This is a genomic window from Pectobacterium polonicum (genome assembly GCF_005497185.1).
GTDB classification, from domain to species: domain Bacteria; phylum Pseudomonadota; class Gammaproteobacteria; order Enterobacterales; family Enterobacteriaceae; genus Pectobacterium; species Pectobacterium polonicum.
In genome coordinates this window covers 263,659-289,015 of sequence record NZ_RJTN01000001.1, presented here as the reverse complement: position 1 = coordinate 289,015, position 25,357 = coordinate 263,659, and the positions used below count along the sequence as shown (strand labels likewise).

The window sequence follows — 25,357 nt, the reverse complement described above, 5'->3', positions numbered from 1 at the left end:
TAGAGAATGAGTAACCAAACGTTTAGGGCTTCCGTGCCCTTAAGATTGGTATCCCTTGTATTGTTCCATATCTAGCGTTTAGCATAGTTATTCACACATCAGGAGACGGAACCAATGGGGCAACTGCTGCGTAGGATCGCGACTTTTCTTGGCTTTGTTTCACCGCTAGCTTATGCCTACCCGGCGATAGACGTTCAACTCACTAACGAACGACAGTTGCATCTGGTCGGCAGCATTCATATGGGTAGCCAGGATATGGCACCGCTGCCCGCTACGCTGCTACAGCAACTTAGACAGGCAACCGCTCTGATCGTAGAAGCCGATATCTCTGATTCTCATTCCCCCTTCGGTAAGAACGATGCAGAGCCACCGCTCGCACAGCGCCTCAGTCCAGAAAACTATCGCCAGCTGCAAAAAATCTGCGAATCGCTCTCTTTCGATGAGAGCACGATCGATACCCTTCCGGGCTGGCAGGCCGCGCTGATGCTACAAGCAAGACAGGCTCAACTGCTGGGCTTACGCCCCGACTACGGCATTGATTATCAGTTGATTAATGCCGCAAAATCTCACGGCATTCAGGTTATCGAACTGGAAGGACAGCAAACGCAGGTTAATCTGTTACAGCAACTGCCGCAGGGTGGCCTGTTACTGCTGGAAGATACGATCCAACACTGGCACGCCAATGCTCGTCTGTTGCAAACGATGGTAGGCTGGTGGCTAGACAGCAGACCAGGAAAGTATAAACCGGATATTCCCGCGACGTTCAGCAATGAAATGTCCGACCTGCTGATGGGTCAACGTAACCACCGCTGGCAACAGCAGCTTCAGGCGCTACCAGCTGGAAATTACATTGTGGCCGTCGGCGCACTGCATCTGTATGGCGATGAAAATTTACCTTCACTGCTAAAAAATAGCCATTCAGAAACCCCGTAAAAGAACACTCTATGACGTGCCACCACGTCCATAAGATAAGGCCCACAAAGGGTTTAAGGATAGTGAAGTCATGACACCCGCAGTCAATTTACTCGAAAAGAACAAGATCGCCTTTACACTACACAGCTACCACCACGACAGTGACGAAACCAACTTTGGCGAGGAAGCAGCCAGAAAGCTGGGGCTGAATAAAGAACAGGTTTATAAAACACTACTTGTTTCCCTGAATGGTGATGCGAAAAACCTCGCCGTGGCTGTCACACCGGTCGCAGGGATGCTGGATCTCAAGAAAGTCGCTCGCGCGCTGTCTGCCAAAAAAGCCGATATGGCCGATCCGGTCATCGCCCAGCGTGTAACGGGTTATCTGGTGGGAGGAATCAGCCCGCTCGGGCAGAAGAAACTACTGCCGACCGTGATTGATGAACCGGCACGCCAGTTCGATACCATTTTCATTTCCGGCGGTAAACGTGGATTGGACATTGAACTATCGGCAAACGATTTGGCGCAGCTACTGCGTGCCACCTTTGCTGATATCGCCAAGCATGATTAATTCCTGCGATTAAACAAGCATAACCTGCCTGACGATGTAGCATCAAAACGAAGCAGATAGCAGAGGACTCCACGGCCAGTGTGTCCCCTGCTACCGCTTCATATACTCGTCATACTTCAAGTTTCATGTGCGTTAGCTACGTTACTCGCTCCACTTGCGTGGACCTCGCCCCGTTGGGGCCGCTGCATGCAGCGTTCAAATCTGCCTTTGGCTGATTTGTCAGTCACCCGAATCACTTACTTGAGTAAGCTCATCGGGATTCCTTCCCTTGCCGCGTTACGATGCTCCTTGATGAGCATCGCCCTAAAGGGCTAACGCTTCGCGTTATTCAAAACGAACTCGTTTTGTCCCGAAACTCGAATTATTTAGGGTATGATCGATTACTGATCGACTTTCGCCCCTTTATCCAACTGCATCACCGGACCTTCCTTCACATTCAGTGTCAGGCCTTTGGTTTGCAGCTCCGCGTTCCTGATGCGAATACCTTTATCCGCATCAATGCGCACGTTATCAAAGTGGAAACCACTGAGTGGCGCTTCCGGTACGCCGATAATGTACGCTGCGGCTTTGGTCTTCCCGGTCGATTCCAAATTCTCGATCGTCACATTGCTGAAATGCGGTGTCTTGTACTGATCGAACGGCTGCTCTGGATCGGTATCCGGTGGGTAAATCTGCTCACCCATCGTGAAGCCACCTTCGGCAAGCATCTTATCTACCTCAGCCTGCACAATCGGCGCAGCTTTGTAGTAAGCGGCAAAGACCAACGGGATTTCGACATCCACCATTTTGGTATTACGGTAAGTGATGTTTTTCACTTCGCCGCCTTTACCACGCAGAGTTTTAATACGGATACCGTACATGGAACCTTCAAACTGGTTGTTTTCAACCAGCACGTTATTCACGCCGCCAGACGTTTCGCTGCCGATGGAAATACCGCGTCCCTGCTTCAGGATATTGTTGGCGATGTAGATGTTATCCACAACGCCATTCGGGAAGCGGCTATCCGGCTTCTCAGCTTTTATCGCGATATGGTCGTCATTACAGTCGATGTAGTTATTAGTAATGCGGATGTTCTGGCTATCAATCGGGTCGATAGCATCGGTGTTCGGCGCATGCCATGGTGACAGAATCCGCGTACCGTTAACATCCACATCGTGCGAGTAACGCATCACAATATGGAAGCTAGGGGAATGGGTAAGTGTGACACCATCCACCAGCACGTTGCTGGAGCTTTTGATATAAATCAGACGGGGGCGATCTGTCCCACCTTTCTTGCCCGTAGCACGAATATTCTCACGCCAGCGCTCCCACCAGACAGCACCCTGCCCATCGATAGTGCCTTCGCCGGTAATCGCCACATTCTGCGCATCGGCAATACTGATAAAGGGAAGCCAGCCATTTTCTGCTTCAGCATATTTAGTTTTTTCCGTCGCGCGATACGCCGCGACCTCGGTCGACGCGACGATAGTGGCATCTTTTGCCAGATCCAATCGGATGTTACTTTTCAGGAACAGCGGATCGACCAGATAGTTACCGCGAGGAACATGTACCGTTCCACCGCCAGCCGCAGCGCAATCATCAATTGCCTTCTGGAAAGCTTCGGTATTTAGCGCGATCTGTAGACGATGGCCTTCAGCCCCGTATTGCGTGACGTCACAGATTTTATCTGGGAATTTCACTGAACTGGCTGCCTGTGCCGTACCAGCTTGAATACCCAGTGTGATGCAGGAAGCCATTAATGACAGAGCAAGACCACTACGCATACTTAACCTCGCAGAATAATGAAATATCGTTTTAATAAAATATCACCAACACTTCATTAAAAAGCGAGGGGCGATCACGTTTTAGATCTATTTGTAATAATTACAATAAGGTAGGATTTTTTTCATGCAATTGCACTATTCCCATCCTGAGAATCAGCACTCCCCTGTCAGACCGAATGCGACACAAGCAGAACCAGGAATAGAGCGAGAATAGGATTGAAGAGACAATAGTGCTGGCCTGAATGACCAGCACAAAAAGGCAGGAACGTTATGCCGTCAGGCGAGCGAAAGCATCACGGATTTCCTGTTCAGGTAAATCCACACCAATAAACACCAGCACGCTCTTTCTGTCTTCATCTGCCTGCCATTCTCTGTCCCAGTCGGCGCTATACAAGCGCTGAACACCCTGAAACAGCAGGCGGCGGTCATCACCGTTGATGGCCAGAATGCCTTTATAGCGCAGTAGATTATCGGAGAATTGCAGCAGCAGGTTTTCCATCACATCGGAAACAGACTGAAGCTCAACCGCCTTATCGAGATACACAACGATTGATTGCACGTTATTCTGCGTGGGTGCAACAAAGCGAAATACCGGTGTTTTCACGTCCAGTTTGTCGCTGAGGACATTATCGCCAAGAACAAAGCCGTCGATGTTAAACAACACGTTCAGATCGATATCCCCGTGTACTACAGGGTAGATCGGCGCACGCGCATTGATGCGTTGCAAACGCGGTAGCAGCGTTTCGTCTTCGCTTGCCACATCAGTTTTAGTTAGCAGTATGCGGTCAGCATAGCCAATCTGCGATTGTGCAATGGTGAACTGATCGAGCTGTTGTTGCGCATGTACCGCGTCCACCAGCGTGATAATTCCGTCCAGAACAAAACGCTCACAGATAACGTCATGGGAGAAGAAAGTCTGTGCCACCGGTCCCGGATCGGCCATACCGGTGCATTCAATGATGACGTGATCAAAATCTATCGTGCCGTTATCCACACCATCGACCAGATCGAGCAGCGCATCAGCCAGCTCATTGGACTGTGTGCAACAGATGCAGCCGTTGCTCAGCGTCGTAATCTGGCTGGCACGTTCACCGATTAATGTATTATCGATTGGGACTTCGCCAAATTCGTTTTCAATCACGGCAATCTTGTAGCCGTGCTCGGCATTCAGGATATGCCGTAATAAGGTCGTTTTCCCCGCACCGAGAAACCCGGTCAGAATAGTGACATACACGGGTTTAATCACATCAGATGATAAAGGTTCAGTCATAACAGATTCCAAGTCGTTAACAGCAACGCATCCCGCCTTTGCCGTCTCCGCCGTAACGCGCCTGCTGGCGTTCGCGGAAAAATTCTTCGTACGTCATCGCAGGTTTATCCGGGTGGTTGGCCTGCATATGCTGCACATAGGTATCATAATCTGGCATACCAACCAGCATGCGCGCCGCCTGGCCCAAATATTTTCCTGCTTTTCCCAGATTGCCAAACATCATTACCTCCAGACCATCGCCTGCAATAGCAGCGAGATAAAAAATACCCTGTATAACGTTATACATTATACAGGGTATCTGTACCCGTCATCTTTCGCGTTCAACCTTGCTAGCGGTCTCGCAAAATCTGACGGGCGCGAGTGGCTTAGTGACCGGAAGAAACTTTCACGCCACCTTCAGGAACCGGAACATACGGGGTTTCCTGATCGGTGCGTTCAGCCACTTTACGTGCAGCCAACGCCGCTTTAATACCGTACGCAATAATACTGTACACCACGATCAGGAACAGAATGCTCAGACCGGCGTTGGTATAGTTATTAGTCACGATATGGTTCATATTCGAAATCTGCTGCGCGCTCAGATCCGCACCGCCTTCCGCAATTTTGCCCTTGAACATGTTCGCCATGTAGAAGAAGCCTTCCAGCTGTGGGTTGTCGCTGAACAGTTTCAGACCCAGCGCCCAGGTAGTACAGATCAGCAGCCAAATCGCCGGAACCAGCGTGACCCAAATGTACTGTGTACGTTTCATCTTAATCAGGATAACCGTACCCAGAATCAGCGCCACGGCAGCCAGCATCTGGTTAGAGATACCGAACAACGGCCACAGGCTCTTCACGCCGCCCAGTGGATCAACCACGCCTTGATACAGCAGGTAGCCCCACAGACCGACACAGCCCGCTGTACCGATCATACCGGCAATCAGCGAGTCAGTTTTCTTCAGGAACGGAACGAAGTTACCCAACAGATCTTGCAGCATGAAACGGCCAGCACGCGTACCCGCATCCAGTGCCGTCAGAATGAACAGCGCTTCAAACAGAATACCGAAGTGATACCAGAAGCCCATGTCAGCACCAGGAATGATCTGGTGGAACACGTGTGCGATACCGACAGCCAAGGTTGGTGCACCGCCTGCACGGTTCAGGACGGAAGGCTCACCGATATCTTTCGCCGTTTGCAGAATTTGCTCAGGAGAAATCACGAAGCCCCAGGAGCTAACGGTTGCCGCCGCGTGTGCGGATACATCCTGCAACTGCGCCAGAATCATTGGCGCATCCGCCGTGCCCAATCTATGCAGATCTGGCATCGTAATACCCAACGCCGCTGGCGGGGTATTCATCGCGAAGTATAGACCGGGTTCGATGATAGACGCCGCAACCAATGCCATGATCGCCACGAAAGATTCCATCAGCATGGCACCGTAACCGATGAAACGCGCATCGTTTTCGTTAGCCATCAATTTCGGCGTAGTACCGGAAGCAATCAGCGCGTGGAAACCAGATACGGCACCACAGGCAATCGTAATAAACAGGAACGGGAACAGCGTACCTTTCCAGACCGGACCTGTACCATCTACAAACTGCGTTACCGCTGGCATTTTCAGATCGGGATTCAGAATCACGATACCAATCGCCAGACCGACGATGACACCAATTTTCAGGAAGGTCGCCAGATAGTCACGCGGCGCCAGAATCAACCATACAGGCAGCAGCGCAGACACGAAGGCATAGCCAATCAACGTATAGGTGATGGTGGTATCTTTGAAGGTCAGCGCTGGCCCCCAGTACGGGTCATGTGCTACGACGCCACCAAACCAGATTGCCAACACCAGCAGCACAATCCCGATCACCGAAATTTCACCGACTTTACCCGGACGGATAAAGCGCATGTAGACGCCCATAAACAGCGCGATCGGCACCGTAGAACAAACGGTAAAGACGCCCCACGGACTTTCTGCCAGCGCTTTCACCACGATCAGTGCCAGTACGGCAAGAATGATGATCATGATAAGGAAGCAGCCGAACAGCGCAATCGTACCCGGTACCGGGCCTAATTCCTTCTTAACGATTTCGCCTAACGACGCGCCGTTACGACGGGTCGAAATAAACAGCACCATGAAGTCCTGCACGGCTCCCGCAAGCACCACACCGCCCAGCAACCATAGGGTGCCCGGCAGGTAACCGACCTGCGCGGCCAGTACCGGCCCAACCAACGGACCTGCACCGGCGATAGCGGCAAAGTGGTGCCCGAACAGCACGTTACGGTTCGTTGGCACATAGTTAAGGCCGTCGTTATTCACAACGGCAGGGGTTGCTCTGGTTGGGTCCAACTGCATGACTTTTTGTGCGATATACAGGCTGTAGTATCGATAAGCCACGAGGTAAACGGCGACAGAAGCAACAATAATCCATAAGGCACTGACATGCTCACCACGACGTAGTGCGACTACGCCGAGGCAGGCAGCCCCAATGATTCCAAGAATCATCCAGGGGATGTGTTTAAGAATGGAATTGCTCTTCATAAGACATCCTTCAATTAAAAATCACAATCGTTTGATTTTGTTAGCTGTGGAAAAATAAACCCTGGTAAAACGTTGTGCGATAACACGAGCCATCGCGTATTTCAGATAAAGGAAAATAGTGGCGGCACAGTACGTCATCGCGTACGCGCGTGGAGCAGGTATTTGAGTAGGCGGCAGAATAGCGTGCTAAGCGGTTAGAATGACGTAGTGAGTGGCTGGAGAAAAATGGGGCTACATCAAAAAGAGAAGGCCGCGAAATTCGCGGCCAGTAAAATGTTGAGTATCGTGAGCGATTACGGAACCTGATACGCCAGTTTGTAATTGCCTGCCGTCGCGGTACGGAATGTCACGCTATCGGTGCGCCAGCGGATTTCCACTTCCGCAGGGGATTGCATTTTCCAGCTAGACGCATCGTTAACGTTCAGAGCAAGTCGGTCAATGGTCGCGACATCTGCCACCGGATCGGTGATATCAAGTGCGAATGCAAACGCAAGCGCGTCCGGTACACCATTGTTGGATGCAAACAGTTGCGTCCACTGTGCAGCCGTAATCCCGCCGAGTTCAGTTGGTGTCATACCATCAGCGATCAGTTTCGTTGCGCCTACCGTATCTGCTGACAGTGCGCCAACATCAACCCATATCCCGTTTCGCAAAACATGCCAGTTCACCAGATCTCGCGTGACGGCAACACGCACTTTGCCGTTGCCAGTTTGTGTTGCCGTTAAGGTGGCGGAGTTAATTTTTGCCCACATGGCGGACGTCAGTGATTTTTGAATGGCTATTTGTGTATACGGAATATACGACGACCGTAAATCAATTTGAGCGCTGCCAACAATCTTGATTGGTAGCATGTCAGAGATTGATGCATTTGATACCCAATCCGAATTAGTGAAACCACTATCGAAATCAGCAGTAGAAATTTCAGTCAAGACGCCATTATTCGCAGAATACCACTTATCATTACTGCTAATTAAAACCTTTTCAGGCTGAAATAAATTAAATTTCTTTAATGTCAGATAGTTATTATTGTTCCCCCCAGCAGTAACCAGCAGCCGGAAGCTTTTATATTTCCCAGGGGATGGCAAGCTATAACTACGCACAGCACCAAGTGTATTATTGATGTCATTATTTACAACATGCAAATCATCCCAGCTGTTGCCATTATCATTAGAACCCTGAAAAACCCAGTTCTTCGGGCCATTATTGTAAATGACCGTTCTGTTAGCAAAACTATAACTTGAAATTGTAGTCGGGGTTGGTAAATCAACCCTAATCCAGTGAGGATTGGCTACAGTCGCAGCATTTAACCCTCCCCAAGAATCATATTCATTGCTAGATAAATTATTGTCATTATCAAATGAAAAATAGGGTAAAAACTGAGGTCTGGACATATCACTAGCACTAATAACATATCCAACTGGACTTGTATTTGATGTCATCTTCGGAACAACAGATTTTTTAACAACGGAAATATTAACAGACTTCCCATCAGCTCTAACTGGTGCTGAGAAAAAATCCCCATCGTTCTTAAGTGTGAACATTTCACCAGTGTATTCATGCATTGTACCATCAAAAATAACCGCATTCGTCACGTGATAATTTGGCTCACTCGACGCATTAAACTCATCAACAACATAAGTCTGATTTACCGCACCCACTTCTTCTTTCAGCGCATACGCCGCGAGATTAAACGTATTTTGTGGGCTAATACTGAACGCATGATTTTGCCCCGCCGTTGCCCCCTGACGATCGGCAACAACATAGCCAGAGCCACCGCTGCTGGAACCTCCGCCCGTAGCACTGATTACCGTTTTCTCACTTGCAGGGTTATAGCTCAGCGTCACGCCCGTACCAGCTTCCAGCGAGGAATGGATGAGCTGTTTTGTTTTTTGTGTGTAGTCGGTGATTTCCGCTGTGGTATGAGTATGTCCTACCGCTGCTGCGCCCATTTGTGCTGGCGTTAGTGAAAGATCACCGCTGCCTAACAATGACTGGCCAAAGAGCGTGCGGATAGTGGTGCCAGAGATTAATGCATCCTGCTTTGCATTCCAGACTGCTTTTTCATCCGGCGAGGCAAATTTTCTGGTGGCGGTTTCGGTAATCTGATCGGCGGTATAGTCGCCGACTTGTGCCGTTACAATGCCAGTCCGTCCGAATACAGAGGTGACACCCGAAACACCGGGTTCTTGCTCGCTTCCATTATCAGAATGACAGCAAGTGTGAGGATGAACAGTACATGTTGATTTACCTGTGCTGTCACAGACGTTGATTTCAATATTAATATCTTTCATGGTTCTGACGACTCCGTTGATAAAAGGCATCAGGAGTGTCGTTTATTTGGCGGGGGAATTATTTTAAAACGCATTAAGAAAAAAATAATATAATTTAACAAGTTACATCAATTAATTATATTATTTCAATTTAACCACTAAGGGACTAAATCAAACATATTTCTTGAAGAGACCTCCGAGAAAAAACAGCGGTTTTCGCCACCAGCGAAGAGACAAAAACCGCCATAATTATTAGTTACTTATAAACAATTTCACCTTTCGGCGCGTAGGCTTCTGCGTCCAGCGGTGAATGCTTCTCGATATATTGCTTCAGCACTTCCGCATCGACAAAACCGGTGTTCACATAGCCAGGCAGATTATCAAGACGCGGGTAGCCATCGCCGCCCATCGCATTAAAGTTCAGCGTTGCCATACGATAAACTTTATCGACCTGCAACGGTTCGCCTTTGATTTTCACGTTCTGCACACCCTGACCATCGGCCGTCAGGCTGACGTTAAGGAATTGTGCATAGGCACCAGAATCCACCTTTTTATTGGCGGCGACAGCCAGATATTTCTCAACGTCACTGCCTTTCATATCGACATAAACCAGCGTATTCGCAAATGGCTGAACCTTCAGTACATCTTTATAAGTGATATCACCCGGTTCAATCGAATCACGTACACCACCGCCGCTCATAATCGCAAAATCTGCCTCTGCACGCTCAAGCTGCGCTGACAGCAGCACGCGTGCCAGATTGGTCTGACGGAAACGTACCTGATTGCGATCGCCTTCCAACTTGCCTTTCACGCTACCAATCTTAACACCTAGTTGCGCCTGCCCTTTTTCCTGGAACGGCGTCAACATTTTCATAACGTCAGAATCCTGTGCGATTTCATGCGTATAGAACACACGTTCGGTTTTGCCGTCTTTTTCTACTTTCTTCTTCAGGTTGATCGGTATCAGCTGATAGTGTTCAAGCTTCAATTCGCCATTACGGAATGTGAAATCAGCACGACCGACATATTTACCCCACTCATGCGCCTGAACAATCCAAGTGCCGTTCTGGCGATCGGGTGCACAAGGCGTACCCGGCACATAATCCACCTGTTTTTTATTTTCCTGCGCCATACAGACCGGGTCCTGCGAGTGACCACCGACAATCATGTCCAAATAGCCAGCAGGCAGGCTACGCGCCATTTCCACATCACCTGGCGCATTAGAGCCGTGATTACCATCGTCATAGTGCCCCATGTGCGTCGCGGCAATAATCACATCCGGTTTTTCGCTCTTACGCAATTGCTCAACAACCTGTTTAGCTTCCGCCGAAGGATTACGGAATTCGATATCGGTAAAATACTCAGGATTGCCTAATTTGGCCGTATCATCCGTTGTCAGGCCGATAACTGCGATTTTCACACCTTGCTTGTCGAACAGGGCATAAGGCTTGAACAAGCGCTGATTAGTACTTTTTTGGTAGATATTAGCCGATAACAGCGGGAATTTTGCCCATTTTTCCTGCTGACGCAGCACAGACAATGGATTATCGAATTCGTGGTTGCCGAGCGCCATTGCATCATAACCAACCATGTTCATACCACGAAAATCAGGCTCCGCATCCTGTAAATCAGATTCAGGGACGCCGGTATTAATATCACCGCCGGAAAGCAGTAATACGCTGCCACCTTTACTCGCCACTTCCTGACGAATCTGGTCGACCAACGTTTTTTGTGCCGCCAAACCATATTCGCCGTGATCGTTATGCCAGAAATGGCCGTGGTGGTCATTCGTATGCAAAATAGTGATGGCGTATGTTTTGTCTTTTTCCCAAGCCATTGACATAACAGGCGTTAGCGCCAGCGATACCGCCATCGCACATCCCAGAGCTTTTAGTGAAAAGCGCATGATAAATCTCCGTTTATTTTAAAACTTCAGTGGAACCACTGAGAAATTCATTGCACAAATTATCACAGCCAGATGAACAATGCGCCAAGCACGTTCACGCCGTTCGTCAACAATGTGCGATAGCCGACAAAATCAGATTAGGCATCGTAGCTAGAGTCACATCGCACTGACCTTGCACTGTCGTCGCGCCGTCATGAACTCTTGTTAATATGGATGCTTCATCGTAATAACCCCGTATCACACCGTTTATCCTCTGTTTTCCGGGGTTTTACACCGGTGGAAAATTTTTTTTCACTGAATACACAGAAAAGCAGTAAGGCATTACAGTCAGAACATCATGCCATCAGAATAATTACGCATGTTTATCAATGCTTATCACCAGAAACCATCACTAAATCTGTGTTACACTACCTTTAGCTGGAGAAACTGATATTTTTCATAAAATACCACTTTTACCCAAGCAACATTTCGCTACATGCAATAGAATTTATGTATACCCAGAATAATTGGCGTTGCAGCCAGACAGCAAACGAACGAATCCCAATACACTTTTCGGTACATAATAAGAGTGATAAGGGTACGTAAGGCCGCTCACCACGCTGTAACTTCAAGGCAAGAAGGGTAAATCCGCTCAATTACGTTTCACCTATGGCACAAGGAGTTGGGATGCATGCTGCAACACCGCTAATTTCTACTATCGCTGGGGGGCTGGTTCTTGCTTTCCTCCTTGGTATTCTGGCACACCGCCTGCGTATCTCTCCCCTTGTTGGTTACCTTGCCGCAGGCGTACTCGTCGGCCCTTTTACCCCCGGCTTCGTTGCCGATGCCTCACTGGCATCAGAACTGGCTGAACTTGGCGTAATCCTGCTGATGTTTGGCGTTGGCCTACACTTTTCGTTGAAAGATCTCATGGCGGTAAAGTCCATCGCCATTCCCGGTGCGATAGCCCAGATTGCCGTGGCTACGCTACTTGGAATGGGGTTATCCGCCATGTTGGGTTGGAGCCTGGCGAGCGGCCTGGTTTTTGGCCTCTGTCTGTCTACCGCCAGTACCGTGGTTCTGCTACGTGCGCTGGAAGAACGTCAGCTTATTGATAGCCAACGTGGTCAAATCGCCATCGGTTGGCTGATCGTAGAAGATCTGGCTATGGTGCTTACGCTAGTCCTGCTGCCCGCCTTCGGCGACATGATCGGATCTGAACATGCCGATACCAGCAAACTGCTGGCTGATTTAGCCTGGACCATCGGTAAAGTCATTGCGTTTATCACCCTGATGATTGTAGTAGGTCGCCGTCTGGTGCCGTGGGTGTTGGCAAAAAGCGCCAGCACAGGCTCACGCGAGCTTTTCACGCTGGCAGTGTTAGCGATGGCACTGGGTATTGCCTTTGGCGCAGTGAAACTGTTTGATGTCTCCTTTGCTCTAGGTGCATTCTTCGCTGGCGTGGTATTGAACGAGTCTGAACTCAGCCAGCGGGCAGCGCACGATACCTTGCCGCTGCGCGATGCCTTCGCTGTACTGTTCTTCGTTTCCGTCGGCATGCTGTTTGATCCGATGATCCTACTGAACGACCCCATTTCCGTGCTGATCACGCTGGCAATCATTGTGTTCGGTAAGTCAGCGGCCGCTTTCGTGCTGGTTCGTCTCTTTGGTCACTCAAAACGGACGGCATTAACGATTTCCGCCAGTCTGGCGCAGATCGGTGAATTTGCATTTATTTTGGCCGGGCTCGGCATTGTGTTGGGGCTGTTATCCGAAGAAGGAAGAAATTTGGTGCTGGCCGGTGCCATTCTCTCCATCATGATAAACCCGCTCCTGTTTACGCTGCTTGAACGCTATCTGGCGAAGAACGAAACAATAGAAGAGCAAATCGTGGAAGAAGCTATCGAGGAAGAGAAACAGATTCCTGTCGATATGTGCAACCACGCGCTGCTGGTCGGCTATGGCCGCGTCGGTAGTCTTATTGGTGCCAAGTTACATCAGGCTGGAATTCCCGTAGTAGTCATTGAGAATTCACGCACTCGTGTCGATGCGCTGCGTGAACAAGGAATCAAAGCCGTATTGGGCAATGCCACCAAGCCTGAAATTATGGATATTGCTCGTCTCGACTGTGCTCGTTGGCTATTACTGACGATTCCAAACGGCTATGAAGCCGGGGAAATCGTCGCAGCAGCCCGTGAGAAGCGCGCCGATCTGGAGATTATCGCGCGTGCGCACTATGACGATGAGGTTAGCTACATTACCGAGCACGGAGCGAACGAGGTGGTAATGGGCGAGCGGGAAATCGCCAACAGTATGATTACACTATTGAAGCTGGATGACATTCCACCAGCACCTCAGACGTGTCCTATCTAAGCAGCTATATACTGAATACAAAAAGTGGCGGGCAAATTATGTCCGCCATTTTTTTATGCTATCAGATGTAAGCACGATATCTTCAAGCACCAGCAAACAGACACCAATCTTACCCATTTCTTCCGACTAACTGTTCCAGCAGATCGATATGCAGCGGATCATCATTGAGCGCAGGAATGTAGTGGAAAGCCTCTCCACCTGCGTGCAGGAAGATTTCACGGTTCTGTTCCTGAATTTCTTCCAACGTTTCCAGACAGTCAGCAGCAAAACCGGGACACATAATCTGAATATGTTTAACGCCCTGCGCAGGCAACCCCTGCATGGTTTCATCCGTGTACGGCGTCAGCCAGGGTTCACGACCAAAACGCGACTGGAAGGTCATCATTATTTTTCCTTCCGGCAGCCCCAGCGCGGCAATCAGTGCCTCAGTCGTCGCCCGACAGCGCTGCGGATAGTCGTCCCCTTCGTTTGCATAACGCACAGGAATACCGTGATAGGAAATCACCAATATATCCGGTTCACCATGCTTCGCAAAAGACTGTTCAACACGATGCTTCAACGCCGCAATATAAGCAGGATGCTCAGCGTAATCACGGATAAAGCGAATCGCAGGCAGTTGGCGATTATCACGCAGTTGCGCCGCTAACCCATCCCACACAGCGGCGGTCGTTGAGCAGGAATATTGCGGATACATCGGCAAGACCACCAGTTGCGTTACTCCCTGCGCCAGTAGTTTATCCAGCGCTGAACGCAGGCTGGGTGAACCATAGCTCATCCCCAGCTCAACAGGCGTTTCAGGCATGCGCGCAGCCAGTGCCTGCTGCTGTCGGCGGCTAATCACCAACAGCGGCGATCCCCCTTCCATCCAGACCGATTGATAGAGCTTTGCCACACGTGGTGAGCGAGTGGGTAGTATGATGCCGCGCAGCAGAGGCCACCAGAGCAAACGCGGCGTATCCACCACACGTCTATCGCTCAAAAATTCAGCCAGATAACGTCTCACCGCCTGCGGCGTCGGGGCATCGGGCGTCCCTAAGTTCACCATCAGCACGCCGTATTTCTCTTGTTTCATCGCCGTCTTCCTTTTATGGAGAAGCAGACTTTCTCTCAGCCCGCCCATGCGTAACATCAAATTTCCATACCCTAAATAATTCGAGTTGCAGGCAGGCGGCAACCGCACGAATCCCCAGGAGCTTACTCAAGTAAGTGACTAGGGTGAGCAAGGACAAATTGGCTAAGCCAATTTGAACGCCGCTTGCGGCGGCTCTTCGAGCGAGGCTCAGAAGTGAGCCGAGTATTGCCAACGAACATGCAGCTTGAAGTATGACGGGTCTATTGTAGCGAAAAAAAGCTAAACAAATACGGGTAGATAGCAGGGATAACGCCGATGCTATCAATAGATGAAACGAAGAAAACGCGGGATTCAGAACGACAAAATGCCAGACAATTGTCTGGCATTCAGAGGGTTGGGCTCGGTTCGCTTAGAACAATTAGCCCAGAATGGTTTCCAGTTCTGCGCGAACTTCTTCCACTTTACGCGTGCCTTCCACTTTGAAATAGCGCGTGTTACCCGCGTCAGCTTCTTTCTGATAGTAAGAAACTAATGGTGCAGTCTGCTGATGGTACTCAACCAGACGTTTACGCACGGTATCTTCCTGATCGTCTTTACGAATGCTCAGGTCTTCGCCGGTCACGTCGTCTTTGCCTTCAACTTTAGGCGGATTGAATTTTACATGATAGACACGACCGGACGCCGCATGCACGCGACGGCCAATAATACGATCGATGATCAGTTCGTCAGGAACGGCAAATTCGATAACGTAATCCACATTGATGCCTGCCTCTTTCATCGCATCAGCTTGTGGAATGGTGCGTGGGAAGCCATCCAGCAGAAAACCGTTACGGCAATCCTCCTGGGCGATGCGCTCTTTAACCAGAGCAATGACCAGCTCATCAGTGACCAGTTTACCTGCGTCCATGATTTCTTTAGCCTGCTTGCCCAATTCAGTACCCGCTTTTACCGCTGCACGCAGCATGTCACCCGTGGAAATCTGCGGAATACCGTATTTCTCCATGATGAATTGAGCCTGAGTACCTTTGCCTGCGCCCGGAGCGCCCAGCAGAATAATACGCATCGCGTAAATCCCCTTGCTATGTAATATTTATAAAATAAATTTGAAAAACGCTAAACCATACCATTCCAGACGCTTATGCTCAAGGAACGGGCTCGCTTCAGCAATGTATAGACAGATGAAAAAAAGCCAGATATCTAAAAATACGGTTTGCCGCCTGCCCAATGTTGCCATTTAGTGTAGACGAATAAACCCTCGTCAGAGGAAGGAAGCGTAAAAGTCGGGGAAGATCCCGGTTAGCACCGGGATCTGGAGGGAATCAATATCAGGCGCTTAATAGTTGATTCATACGACGAATGAACAGGTTCGGATCGTCCAACGTACCACGTTCGGCCAGCAAAGCCTGATCCAGCAGCAGCTCAACCCACTCACCAAATTCAGCTTCGTCAGAAACGTCGGCTGCACGTTTAATTAACGCATGCTCCGGGTTCAGTTCAAAAATGTACTTCACTTCCGGTGCCTGTTGACCAGCGGCGGCAAACAGTTTTGCCATCTGCGTGCTCATCTCGTCGGCATCTGTTACGACAATCGCAGGCGTGTCGGTCAAACGGTACGTGAAGCGCACGTCTTTAACACGCTCACCCAACAACGTTTTCACACGCTCAACAAACGGCTCCAGCGCTTTTTGTGCTTCTTTCTGCGCATCGTTTTCTTCATCAGCCAGTTTATCCAGCGCATCATCCGCCTTGCTGACAGACTGGAAGGATTTACCGTCAAACTCGGTCAGGTAGCTCATCATCCATTCGTCAATGCGCTCAGACAACAGCAACACCTCAATGCCTTTCTTACGGAACAGCTCCAGATGTGGGCTGCTCTTCGCCGCGGCATAGCTGTCTGCGGTGATGTAGTAGATCTTATCCTGACCTTCTACCATTCGACTGACGTAATCTTCCAGCGATACCGTCTGCGCGGAACTGTCAGATTGCGTGGTAGCAAAACGCAGCAGTTTCGCGATCGCTTCACGGTTGCTGCCGTCTTCTGCCGGACCTTCTTTCAGCACCAGGCCAAACTGCTGCCAGAACGTCTGGTATTTTTCCGCATCGTCTTTCGCCAGTTTATCCAGCATTTGCAGCACGCGTTTAGTCAGCGCATTACGCAGGTTCTGCGTCACACGGCTATCCTGCAAAATCTCACGGGAAACGTTCAGCGGCAGATCGTTGGAATCAATCAGGCCACGCACAAAACGCAGGTAGTTCGGCATAAACTGCTCGGCGTCATCCATAATAAAGACGCGCTGAACGTACAGTTTCAGACCGTGCTTATGATCGCGGTTCCACATATCCCACGGTGCACGAGCTGGGATATAAAGCAGGCTGGTGTATTCCTGTTTACCTTCCACACGATTGTGGCTCCAGCTCAATGGATCGGTAAAGTCATGGGAGATGTGCTTATAAAATTCGTTGTACTCATCATCGCTGACTTCAGATTTACTGCGTGTCCACAACGCTTGCGCCTTGTTAATTTTTTCCCAGCTAACGGTGGACTCACCGCCTTCTTCTTCGCTTTCTGTCCGGGATTCGATTTCTACCGGCAGCGCGATATGGTCGGAGTATTTGCTGATGACGGAACGCACGCGCCAGTCATCCAGAAACTCGTCTTCACCTTCACGCAGATGCAGCGTGATTTCCGTACCGCGATCGTCTTTGGTGATGTCGGCAATGGTGTAATCGCCTTCACCCGCGGATTCCCAATACACGCCCTGATCGGCATTCGCGCCCGCAGCACGGGTACGCACGGTCACTTTATCCGCAACAATGAACGCGGAGTAAAAACCCACACCGAACTGACCGATCAGTTGACTATCTTTAACCTGCTCAGACCCCATGGATTCCAGAAAGGCCTTGGTGCCGGACTTCGCAATCGTACCAAGGTTATCAATCACTTCATCACGGCTCATACCGATACCGTTGTCAGAAATCGTCAGAGTGCGTTTTTCTTTATCGGTAGACACTCGCACGCGCAAATCGCCATCGCCTGCATACAGTTCAGGGGTAGACAGCGCGCGGAAGCGCAATTTGTCCGCCGCATCGGAGGAATTGGAGATCAATTCACGCAGAAAAATTTCTTTGTTGGAATAAAGCGAATGGATCATCAAATGCAGGAGTTGCTTAACTTCGGACTGGAATCCGCGAGTTTCTTGGCCTTTCATACTCATTGTTGCTTACCTCAATCCTAATATTATTCAGGCTGATTAAACTGACGATAAGTAGCAGATGGGGATAAATCGGGGTGATTTCAAGGGGTAAATTTCAGCGGTTCAAGAAAATGGTGGGAGAAGAAAAGAAGACTGCGGCTGCCAGAGAATGACGCTGACAGCCGACAAATTAAAACCGGAAAGGCTGACGACCCGCGAGCGAATGAGAAAGCGTGGTGCCATCGACCATTTCCAGCTCACCGCCAACGGGAACACCGTGTGCAATGCGGCTGGCCATCACGCCGTGTTGCGCACAGAGTTCAGCGATATAATTCGCCGTGGCATCACCTTCTACCGTCGGGTTGGTAGCCAAAATGACTTCGCTGATCGACTCCACTTGCAGTCGCTCTTCCAACCGCCCCAAACCGATATCGTCTGGGCCAATGCCATCCAACGGTGACAAATGTCCCATCAGCACAAAGTAACGGCCAGCGAACTGCCCCGTCTGTTCAATCGCATGAATATCAGCCGGGCTTTCTACTACGCAAATCTGCCCATTTTGCTGACGGCGCGGGTTCGAGCAAATCGCACAAACGTCCTGCTCGGTGAATGTCCGACAATCGCTACAGTGACCGATTTCGGACATCGCCCGCGTCAACGCCTGCGCCAAGCGCATACCGCCGCTGCGATTGCGTTGCAGCAGTTGAAACGCCATGCGCTGCGCCGACTTGGGCCCAACGCCCGGCAGGCAGCGCAGCGCTTCCATCAATGATTCAAGAAGCGGACTGGTCTGCATTAGAACGGCATCTTGAAGCCCGGCGGCAATTGCATACCGCTGGAAACCGCTGCCATCTTCTCTTTCTGCGTTTCAGCGATGCGACGAGCAGCATCGTTGAACGCCGCAGCGATCAGGTCTTCCAGCATCTCTTTGTCGTCTTCCATCAGGCTTGGATCGATCTCAACACGGCGGCAATTATGCGCACCGTTGATCGTGATTTTCACCAGACCCGCACCCGATTCGCCCGTGACTTCCAGATTCGCCACTTCTTCCTGCATCTGCTGCATTTTTTCCTGCATCTGCTGGGCTTGCTTCATCAGGTTGCCAATTCCACCTTTACCAAACATAGTTTTCTCTCTATCACGTCGGGCTGCGCACTCGCAGCGGTTAAACAGGGCGGATACTTTCTTCGTCCAGTTCCGCATCAAAGAAACGCCGCAGCGTTTGAATCGTCGTATCGGCCAGAATCGACTGACGCGCCTGCGCCAGCTTCTCTTCATAGATAGCCTGACGCCACTCCAGCGGCGTTCGCACCGTCGGGTTGTCGTCTTCAGTAATCAGTAATTCTACAGGATGCCCGTAGTGAGCCGTCAATGCATCTATCAGCGTCTTTTGCGCCGCAGGCGAATTCAGATGCCGCTGGGATGAACGCAGATGCAGATGAACCTTGCCAGCCTCGTCACACTCTTTAAACGCATTAAGCGCCAGCTGTTGTACCAACTTTGGCAACGTCAGGCGATGGATTTCCGCCGCCCAGGCATCCCGCTCCAGCGACTCTTCCGCCAGCCGTGCCGCCAGTTCCGGCGTCTTTTCGTGCTCTAAGGCCGAACGCAGTGCCTTTGGCGTCGCCACATCGGCCTTCACCTCATCGACCTTGTTTTGCGCCCGCCAACGATACGCTTCCGGTTTTTTAGGTTCGGAAGGCGAGGTTTTCGCGTTTTGCCGTTGAATGCTACGCTCAGTTACCGAAGCCAATCGCTCCAGCGCTGAAGTTGCCGGCCGCGTGTTGTCAGACGCTGCCGGTTCAGCCTTTTTTGGTGGCGTACTCCCCTGTTTTCGCAAGAGCTGACTACGCGCCTGTAACAGCTGAGACGTCGCATCAGGCAATTCGCTCTCATCATGCTGCTCCGCTGAAGCAGGCGCTTCCCCTAACGGCGGCGCATAGGCAGAGGCATCCATCGGCGGCTCGGGAGAGTAAGATGACGGCGGCATGTCTTCGGGAGATGCTGTATTTTGTGGCACTGGCGCACGGACCGTCGCCGATACCGTCGCAACGGGCTGCTGCACAGGAGGCTGAATAGAAGGCACACGCGTAGCCTGAACTGGCACGACGCTTATTGGTGCAACAGGTTCGGCAATAATCTGACTGGGATGAAACGCCAACGCTCTCAGTAGCGTCATTTCCACGCCCATCCGGCGATCGGGCGCAAAAGGCAGTTCTTTGCGGCCAATGAGTATCGTCTGATAGTAAAGTTGCACCTCTGCGGGCGGCAGTGCTCGCGCCAACTCTCGCATACGCGCTTCAACAGCAGCATAATCATCGCCCAACGCCGCAGGCAGCAGTTGAACCATCGCAATACGGTGTAACAGCGTCTGGGTTTCCACCAGCAGCGATTCCCAGTCCACACCCCGTGCCGCAACCTGATCTAACAGCGACATCACCTGTGCGCCATCGCCTTTCGCCAGCGCTTCGATAAGCGCTAGCGGTTGCTCGTCGTCCAACGTACCAAGCATTTGGCTGACAGAAACGGTCGTGACCTGCCCCTGCCCCATGGCAATAGCCTGATCGGTCAAACTCAGTGCATCACGCAAACTACCATCGGCAGCACGCGCCAAGAGTTGCAGTGCTCGTGGTTCACTGACCAGATTTTCCGCCTGTAATACCTGTTCCAAATGCGCGCGAATCTGTTCGACATCCAGCGCTTTGAGGTGAAATTGCAGGCAGCGCGACAAAATGGTCACCGGCAGTTTCTGCGGATCGGTGGTCGCTAGCAGAAATTTGACGTGTGGAGGCGGTTCTTCCAACGTTTTCAGCAGCGCATTAAAGCTGTGACGAGATAGCATGTGTACTTCGTCAATCAGGTACACCTTGAATCGCCCACGCGCAGGGGCATATTGCACGTTATCCAGCAGATCGCGTGTATCTTCTACTTTTGTGCGAGAAGCGGCGTCGATTTCGATTAGATCGACAAAACGCCCCTGTTCAATTTCTCGGCAGTTATCACACTGGCCGCACGGCGTTGCCGTCACGCCCTGTTCGCAGTTCAGCCCTTTTGCCAGCAAACGGGCAATTGTCGTCTTCCCAACACCACGGGTGCCAGAAAACAAATAAGCGTGATGAATTCTGCCTAGAGAAAGGCCGTTAGCCAACGCGGTCAGGACATGTTCCTGACCGACAACATGGGCAAAGGTTTGGGGACGCCACTTACGGGCAAGAACCTGATAGCTCATCAATACCGCAACAGTCGAGTTATTGAGGCGATCATGCTAACACAGCCACGCCGCTATCGGCGAGACTGTTATGATTAATGTCCGGGGAAGTCAACCAGGCTATAGCAGGTGACACCCATCTCGGTCAGGCGTTGCTCGCCACCCAGATCGAACAAATTGATGATAAAAGCGGCATCGTTGACCGAACCACCCAGACGACGAATCAGTTTCACCGTCGCTTCTAGCGTACCGCCTGTTGCCAGCAGATCGTCAATCACCAGCACATTATCGCTCGCGGAGATTGCATCTGCATGAATTTCCAGCGTATCTGAACCGTATTCCAGTTCATAGCTTTCACTGATAGTCGGGCGTGGCAGCTTGCCCGGTTTACGCACGGGAACAAAACCTACGCCCAGCGCCAACGCAACTGGGGCGCCAAACAGAAAACCACGCGCTTCCGTACCGACAACCTTCGTCACACCGTTGTTGCGGTAACGGTTCGCCAGCATCTCAATACTGGCCGCATAGGCTACGGGATCTTCCAGCAGGCTGGTGACATCACGGAACAGTATGCCCGGCTTCGGATAGTCGGGGATGCTTTTGATACTGTTTTTAATTAATTCTGCCTGCTGCTGCGCTGTTACGGTCATCATAGTTGTGCCTGATAAAACGTTCTAAACATACAAATGCCGGTCGCCACAAGGCTTTCACCATCGCATGATGTGATGAATAAGCATTATGACAAAGAGGGAAATGGCGACCCGCGCACGAAAACGCCCAAATCTAGTCAAAGTGGCGGACAAATGCAACTATCCGCACTCTGGATGGGTATTTTTTGTATTCCCGTCACAGAGCCCGCCGCTTACGCTATCTTTTCGGATTCACGCCTTGCACTTGTTGTTCTGGATCAACCACAGGCAAACGAAGCATGAAGGTCAGCAAAATTGCCAAAATCACCAAGAGCAAAATCCTGACCCAAACCAGTTTAACCAGCCAGAGCGAAAGCGCGAACGTTAACAGAATCATGGTGACAGCCTTCCATTTTGCTCCCGGCGGCAATGCCCGATGTTGTTGCCAATGGCGCAGATAGCTGCCAAACCAGGAACGGTACAGTAGCCAGTCATGGAAACGCGGGGACGAGCGGGCAAAACACCAGGCGGCCAGTAACAAGAAAGGCGTTGTCGGTAATAAGGGCAACACAACACCCAACGTTGCCAGCACAACGGAAACCCACCCCAATATCATCAGCAACACGCGATACATATTCACCTTTCTGCTTTGTTCACTACCAATATGTTTTGTCTGCTCAATATATTTTTGTCTGCGACAATGTCCATCACACTTTATCATCACCTTGCCCGATGGATTAGTTAAGATATCCTCATGCAGTGCAGTAAAGCGACGTAGACTACGATGCTGATATATACCACGCGCCGACACACCGCGCGAAGCTAGCTCGCTGAATCATCAGCCTGACCGTAAGGGAAAAAAGTGAACACGCATCGATTGCTACAAGCGCTTGAACAACAAATTAACACGCTAGCGAAAGAGCTTGAGCCGCTGGCGGATAAAGCCGTGCCGCAATCACGCTTCGATCGTCAACTTTTTAGCAGCTACGGCACCCGGCTACGTGATTATCGCGCCGAAGTTGAACAAAATTTACAGGTGATAAAGCAGTTAGTTGCAGAACAGCGCACCGATCGCGTAGCATTTCTCGCTGAAAAGCTGGTCAGCCAGATAGCCGCATTGCAGCGTGAGCTGGCAACGCAGTCATTACGCAGGCAGGAGCAAAGTAATGCACCACAGCCGGAAGATCTGTATCACAAGCTGGCGGAGCATCAGTATTATGAACGCCGTCTGCTTTCCATGATTCAGGATAGAGAAAGCCTGCTCATCACGCAGACGCAATTCAGCGAGCAACAGCGGCTACAGAAAGAGCTGGCGGCGCTGGAAGGACGGCTGTCACGCTGTCGTCAGGCGCTGGCACGTCTGGAACGTCAAATCGAACGCCGTGAGCAAGGATTGTAGTGCGGCGGGCTCGCCAAGAAATGAGGAACTGATTCATGTCACTTGAAAACGCCCCACCCGAGGTCAAGCTGGCGGTCGATTTGATTATGCTGCTGGAAGAAAACCAAATCGAACCGCGTATCGCGCTGGCCGCCTTGGAGATTATACGTACCGATTTTGAGAAAAAACTCTCGCAAGAAGGTGGTGACGCTAAATCCTCCGCCTAAGGTAACAATAGCTCCGGAGCTTAAAGGCAACAGGTGTTAACGCCGTCGATCAACGGCTTATTCCGCGGGTTTACGTAGCGCCGGGCTAAAATGCAGCATATCAATAAAAGCATCCACCAGCGCGGGGGCTTCCTGATCGAGATCGAAACTTTCCGGCATAAATAGCCAGTTTTCCATCACGCCAGAAAAGTAGGCACGCATCGCGATCGCCGCACGACGTGGATGAATGTCCGTCGGCAACATCCCCACCCGGATGCACTTAATCAGGTTTTCTTCAATATCGACATAGCAGGAGAGATAAAGCTCTTTGCGCGCATTGTACGATTGCAACATTTCACCGACAAACTCACATTTGTGAAAAGCGATCTCCATAATGGATCGCCAATGCGTATCGCTAACGGTTAAACGCAGCATATAAATCAATAATTCACGCATCACGCGGAGTGGATTATCAGGGAATTTTGTCTGATACTCTATTTCAAACTCACTGATTTTTGACTCTGCCAGAGCCCAGATCTCATCAAAGATTTCGGCTTTGTTCTTAAAATGCCAATAAATAGCACCCCGTGTCACACCAGCAGCGGTGGCAATGTCAGACAATGAGGTCGCGGACACACCATGCTCAGAGAAGACTCTTAACGCAGTATCCAGTATATGTTGTCGGGTTTCCTGAGCCTGTTTTTTGGTTTTTCGTGCCATGATAATTTGGTTTTTCGTGCCATATCGCTGTATTTGAAGGAAAGCGTGATTTACATACATTCGAGAATGTATGTAACATAGCATGAACATAAGACTATAGCAGCAATGGGTTTTTAAGCTTGTGATCCATTGGTCAATTTCAAATCGGACACTTGAGGTTTATCTATGAACAAAAACAGAGGGCTAACGCCTCTGGCGGCAGTTCTGATGCTTTCTGGCGGCTTAATGCTCGCAGGATGTGATAGCGGCAACAATCAGCAGGGCGGCGGCGCACAGCAGCAGATGCCTGAAGTGGGGATTGTTACGTTAAAAACGGAAGCACTGAATGTCATGACCGAACTGCCGGGCCGTACAAGTGCTTACCGCATTGCTGAGGTTCGCCCACAGGTTGGCGGAATTATCCTAAAACGTAACTTCGTTGAAGGATCTGACGTTAAAGCTGGTGCATCGCTCTATCAGATCGATCCTGCGACCTATCAGGCAAACTACAACAGCGCCAAAGGCTCTCTTGCTCAAGCTCAAGCTCAGGCAGAAATTGCCCGTCTGACGGTTAACCGCTATAAGCCGCTGTTGGGCACTAACTACGTCAGCAAGCAGGATTACGATCAGGCTGTCGCCACGTCCCGTCAGGCTGATGCTGCCGTTCTGGCTGCCAAAGCGGCAGTGGACACCGCGCAAATCAATCTGGCTTACACCAAAGTTAATTCGCCGATCGAAGGCCGCGTAGGAAGATCAACGGTAACAGAAGGCGCATTAGTAGGAACCGGGCAAACGTCAGCATTAACGACCGTGCAACAGCTTGATCCGATCTATGTTGATGTCACCCAATCCAGTAATGATTTCTTGCAACTGAAAAAAGAGCTGGAAAACGGCACGCTGAAGCAGGATCAAGGTAAAGCGAATGTGCGTCTGCTGTTGGAAAACGGTACTGAATATGCAGCAGCGGGTACATTGGAATTTTCTGATGTTACGGTAGATGAAACCACAGGTTCCATCACGCTGCGTGCCATTTTCCCGAACCCACAGCATAACCTGCTGCCCGGCATGTTTGTGCGTGCTCGCCTCGATTCCGGCGTTAATCCGACCGCCTTATTAGTACCACAGCAAGGTGTCACCCGCGACCCACGTGGTCAGGCTACTGCGATGGTGGTGGGAGAAGGCGATAAAGTGGAACCTCGCACGCTTAAAACCAGTAAAGCCGTTGGTGACAAATGGTTGGTTACCGAAGGCTTGAAAGCGGGCGATCGCGTTATTGTCACCGGTCTGCAAAAAATCAGACCCGGTGCACAGGTGAAAACTAAAGAAGTCGCTCCAGAAAATCAGCAGGCGCCGCAAGCGTCAGCAGAACCCGCGAAGTCTTAAGACGTTCTAACAGGAGCCGGTATAA

Annotated in this window: 21 protein-coding genes; 6 read left to right on the top strand and 15 right to left on the bottom strand. The window is 50.6% G+C overall.

Annotated elements, in window-relative coordinates:
* The first annotated feature begins 114 nt into the window (after window positions 1–114).
* Together EDI29_RS01250 and ybaK are read left to right on the top strand one after the other, a co-directional pair.
* On the top strand, window positions 115–933 hold the full coding sequence (locus EDI29_RS01250) for a TraB/GumN family protein (protein ID WP_137739396.1): 819 nt from the start codon (window positions 115–117) through the stop codon (window positions 931–933).
* A gap of 70 nt (window positions 934–1,003) precedes the next feature.
* The gene (gene ybaK / locus EDI29_RS01245; RefSeq protein ID WP_137739395.1) at window positions 1,004–1,483 is read left to right on the top strand and encodes a Cys-tRNA(Pro)/Cys-tRNA(Cys) deacylase YbaK; all 480 of its coding nucleotides are present in this window, start codon (window positions 1,004–1,006) and stop codon (window positions 1,481–1,483) included.
* Between the two features lie 380 nt (window positions 1,484–1,863).
* Here the strand turns inward: ybaK and EDI29_RS01240 are convergent, their stop codons facing one another.
* The 6 genes from EDI29_RS01240 to ushA all read right to left on the bottom strand — a co-directional run bounded on the left by EDI29_RS01240 (window position 1,864) and on the right by ushA (window position 11,211).
* Window positions 1,864–3,246: a glycoside hydrolase family 28 protein gene (locus EDI29_RS01240; RefSeq protein WP_137739394.1), complete on the bottom strand. Its 1,383-nt coding sequence runs from the start codon at window positions 3,244–3,246 to the stop codon at window positions 1,864–1,866.
* 268 nt (window positions 3,247–3,514) lie between these two features.
* The gene (gene yjiA / locus EDI29_RS01235; protein WP_137739393.1) at window positions 3,515–4,516 is read right to left on the bottom strand and encodes a GTPase; all 1,002 of its coding nucleotides are present in this window, start codon (window positions 4,514–4,516) and stop codon (window positions 3,515–3,517) included.
* A 16-nt stretch (window positions 4,517–4,532) separates the two neighbouring features.
* Window positions 4,533–4,736, bottom strand: coding sequence for a YbdD/YjiX family protein (locus EDI29_RS01230; RefSeq protein ID WP_137739549.1), 204 nt, complete (start codon window positions 4,734–4,736; stop codon window positions 4,533–4,535).
* A gap of 145 nt (window positions 4,737–4,881) precedes the next feature.
* On the bottom strand, window positions 4,882–7,035 hold the full coding sequence (locus tag EDI29_RS01225; protein ID WP_137739392.1) for a carbon starvation CstA family protein: 2,154 nt from the start codon (window positions 7,033–7,035) through the stop codon (window positions 4,882–4,884).
* 293 nt (window positions 7,036–7,328) lie between these two features.
* Window positions 7,329–9,326, bottom strand: a complete 1,998-nt coding sequence (locus EDI29_RS01220) for a discoidin domain-containing protein (RefSeq protein WP_137739391.1) — start codon at window positions 9,324–9,326, stop codon at window positions 7,329–7,331.
* 235 nt (window positions 9,327–9,561) lie between these two features.
* On the bottom strand, window positions 9,562–11,211 hold the full coding sequence (gene ushA, locus EDI29_RS01215) for a bifunctional UDP-sugar hydrolase/5'-nucleotidase UshA (protein ID WP_137739390.1): 1,650 nt from the start codon (window positions 11,209–11,211) through the stop codon (window positions 9,562–9,564).
* Between the two features lie 666 nt (window positions 11,212–11,877).
* On the opposite strand from ushA, the gene ybaL reads away from it, so the two are divergent.
* Window positions 11,878–13,563, top strand: coding sequence for a YbaL family putative K(+) efflux transporter (gene ybaL, locus EDI29_RS01210; RefSeq protein WP_137739389.1), 1,686 nt, complete (start codon window positions 11,878–11,880; stop codon window positions 13,561–13,563).
* Window positions 13,564–13,672: 109 nt separating this feature from the next.
* Here the strand turns inward: ybaL and hemH are convergent, their stop codons facing one another.
* The 8 genes from hemH to EDI29_RS01170 all read right to left on the bottom strand — a co-directional run bounded on the left by hemH (window position 13,673) and on the right by EDI29_RS01170 (window position 22,300).
* Window positions 13,673–14,635: a ferrochelatase gene (gene hemH, locus EDI29_RS01205; RefSeq protein ID WP_137739388.1), complete on the bottom strand. Its 963-nt coding sequence runs from the start codon at window positions 14,633–14,635 to the stop codon at window positions 13,673–13,675.
* Between the two features lie 418 nt (window positions 14,636–15,053).
* Window positions 15,054–15,698 carry an adenylate kinase gene (gene adk / locus EDI29_RS01200; RefSeq protein WP_137739387.1) on the bottom strand — a complete coding sequence of 215 codons (645 nt, stop codon included), beginning with the start codon at window positions 15,696–15,698 and terminating at the stop codon, window positions 15,054–15,056.
* A 262-nt stretch (window positions 15,699–15,960) separates the two neighbouring features.
* Window positions 15,961–17,844: a molecular chaperone HtpG gene (htpG, locus tag EDI29_RS01195; protein WP_193555631.1), complete on the bottom strand. Its 1,884-nt coding sequence runs from the start codon at window positions 17,842–17,844 to the stop codon at window positions 15,961–15,963.
* A gap of 175 nt (window positions 17,845–18,019) precedes the next feature.
* Window positions 18,020–18,625: a recombination mediator RecR gene (gene recR / locus EDI29_RS01190; protein ID WP_014914551.1), complete on the bottom strand. Its 606-nt coding sequence runs from the start codon at window positions 18,623–18,625 to the stop codon at window positions 18,020–18,022.
* Window positions 18,625–18,954 carry a YbaB/EbfC family nucleoid-associated protein gene (locus EDI29_RS01185; protein ID WP_010286242.1) on the bottom strand — a complete coding sequence of 110 codons (330 nt, stop codon included), beginning with the start codon at window positions 18,952–18,954 and terminating at the stop codon, window positions 18,625–18,627. Before EDI29_RS01185 ends, recR begins: the two co-directional genes overlap by 1 nt.
* A 40-nt stretch (window positions 18,955–18,994) precedes the next feature.
* Window positions 18,995–21,058 (bottom strand): DNA polymerase III subunit gamma/tau, encoded by a 2,064-nt coding sequence (gene dnaX, locus EDI29_RS01180; protein WP_137739385.1) that lies wholly within the window; start codon window positions 21,056–21,058, stop codon window positions 18,995–18,997.
* A gap of 74 nt (window positions 21,059–21,132) precedes the next feature.
* Window positions 21,133–21,687, bottom strand: a complete 555-nt coding sequence (apt, locus tag EDI29_RS01175) for an adenine phosphoribosyltransferase (RefSeq protein WP_137739548.1) — start codon at window positions 21,685–21,687, stop codon at window positions 21,133–21,135.
* A gap of 217 nt (window positions 21,688–21,904) precedes the next feature.
* A complete protein-coding gene (locus EDI29_RS01170) occupies window positions 21,905–22,300 on the bottom strand; it encodes a DUF454 family protein (protein WP_137739384.1) in 396 nt (131 codons plus the stop codon).
* Window positions 22,301–22,528: 228 nt separating this feature from the next.
* On the opposite strand from EDI29_RS01170, the gene priC reads away from it, so the two are divergent.
* Both priC and rsmS read left to right on the top strand, forming a co-directional pair.
* A complete protein-coding gene (priC, locus tag EDI29_RS01165; protein WP_137739383.1) occupies window positions 22,529–23,065 on the top strand; it encodes a primosomal replication protein PriC in 537 nt (178 codons plus the stop codon).
* A gap of 35 nt (window positions 23,066–23,100) precedes the next feature.
* The gene (rsmS, locus tag EDI29_RS01160; protein WP_137739382.1) at window positions 23,101–23,271 is read left to right on the top strand and encodes a pleiotropic regulatory protein RsmS; all 171 of its coding nucleotides are present in this window, start codon (window positions 23,101–23,103) and stop codon (window positions 23,269–23,271) included.
* Window positions 23,272–23,328: 57 nt separating this feature from the next.
* Here rsmS and acrR read toward each other — a convergent pair whose 3' ends face one another.
* Window positions 23,329–23,970: a multidrug efflux transporter transcriptional repressor AcrR gene (acrR, locus tag EDI29_RS01155; protein ID WP_040031230.1), complete on the bottom strand. Its 642-nt coding sequence runs from the start codon at window positions 23,968–23,970 to the stop codon at window positions 23,329–23,331.
* Between the two features lie 165 nt (window positions 23,971–24,135).
* Here acrR and EDI29_RS01150 point away from each other — a divergent pair, with 165 nt between their 5' ends.
* Entirely contained in the window at window positions 24,136–25,332 is a 1,197-nt protein-coding gene (locus EDI29_RS01150) for an efflux RND transporter periplasmic adaptor subunit (RefSeq protein ID WP_137739381.1), read from the top strand.
* Window positions 25,333–25,357: the final 25 nt, after the last annotated feature.